Annotated in this window: 1 protein-coding gene; it reads left to right on the top strand. The window is 63.2% G+C overall.

What is annotated here, in order from left to right:
* Positions 1–1,710, top strand: a 1,710-nt coding sequence (locus I5W_RS13130; protein WP_044529563.1) for a beta strand repeat-containing protein, incomplete at both ends; no start/stop codon positions are given.

Here is a 1,710-nt window from a genome sequence, read left to right as displayed (position 1 = left end):
TCCAGGGCGGGGCCGGCGCCGACCAGTTGCTGGGCGGCGTCAACAGTACCGGCACCAACGTCAACACCGCCAGCTACGCCGGCTCTTCGGCGGGCGTGACGGTGAACCTGGTGACCGGGCTGGGCAGTGGTGGCGACGCCCAGGGCGACCAGCTCTCCAACATCCAGAACCTGCGCGGTAGCGCCTTTGACGATACCTTCGTGGCCAATGCGGTGGTCAATCGCCTCGATGGCGGCAGCGGTGGTTCCGATACGGTTTCCTATGCGGGCTCGACGGCGGCCGTGACCGTCAATCTGGTGACCGGCACCGGCACGGGCGGTTACGCCCAGGGCGATACCTATACTCATATCCAGAACGTCATCGGCAGTGACTTCAACGATATCTTCGTCGCCAGTGGCGACGCCAACCACTTCGATGGTGGATTGGGGGTCAATACGGTGTCCTATGTCAACTCCAACGCCGGCGTCAACGTCAACCTGCAAAGCGGGGTGGGTAGTGGCGGCGCGGCAGCGGGGGATACCTATGTGCGCATCCAGAACGTCATCGGTACCGCCTACAACGATACCTTCGTGGGTAGCGCCGATGCCAACAGTTTCGATGGCGGCAGCGGTGGCAGCGATACGGTGAGCTATGCGGGTTCGACGGCGGGCGTGTCGATCAACTTCGTCTCCGGACGCGGCACCGGCGGCTATGCCGAGGGCGACAGCTACAACCACATCCAGAATGCCATCGGCTCGGCCTTCGATGACGTCTTCATCGCCGGTGTGGACAGCGTGCATTTCGATGGCGGCAGCGGCGGTTCCGACACGGTAAACTACGGGGCCTCCACGGGCGCGGTCACGGTGAACATGATCACCATGAGCGGCAGCGGTGGCTATGCCCAGAACAATACCTATACCAACATCCAGAACATCGTCGGCAGTTCCTATTCCGACACCTTCATCGCCAGTGCCGCCGCCAACAATTTCAACGGCGGCCTGGGCGGTTCGGATACGGTCAGCTATGCCAATTCCAATGCCGCCGTCACGGTCGACCTGACCCACACGGATGGCACCGGCACCTCCGGCGGTTATGCCCAGGGCGACGTGCTGGCGCATATCCAGAACCTGATCGGCAGTGCCTTCAACGACACCTTCATTGCCAGCGCCGACGTCAACAACTTCAACGGCGGCGGTGGCTCCAATACGGTCAGCTACATTTTCTCGACCGGTGGCGTGACGGTCGATCTCACCAATGCCATCGGCACCGGTACCGGCGGCTACTATGCCGCGGGCGACTCCTTCAGCAACATCCAGAACCTGATCGGCAGCGCCTACGACGACACCTTCGTCGCCAGCGCCGACGCCAATACCTTCGATGGCGCCGGTTCCAATCACAACCGGGTCAGCTATGCTGCCTCCACCACGGCGGTGACGGTGGACCTGAACTACACCGACGGCACCGGCACCTCGGGCGGCTACGCCCAGGGCGACAAGCTCTCCAACATCCAGGACCTCACCGGCGGCAGCGGCAACGACACCTTCGTGGCCAGTGCCGTGGCCAACAACTTCGATGGTGGCGCCGGCTCCAACCGGGTCAGCTATGCCGCCTCCAATGCCGCAGTGACGGTGGATCTGGTGCTGGGCAGCGGCAGCGGCGGCTATGCCGACAACGATACCTACGTCAACATCCAGAAGGTCACCGGCAGCGCCTACGACGACACCTTCATCG

The sequence above is a fragment of the Herbaspirillum sp. B65 genome (genome assembly GCF_000333555.1).
In the GTDB taxonomy this organism is placed as follows: Bacteria; Pseudomonadota; Gammaproteobacteria; order Burkholderiales; family Burkholderiaceae_D; genus Herbaspirillum; species Herbaspirillum rubrisubalbicans.
This window is presented reverse-complemented; position numbering and strand designations above follow the sequence as displayed.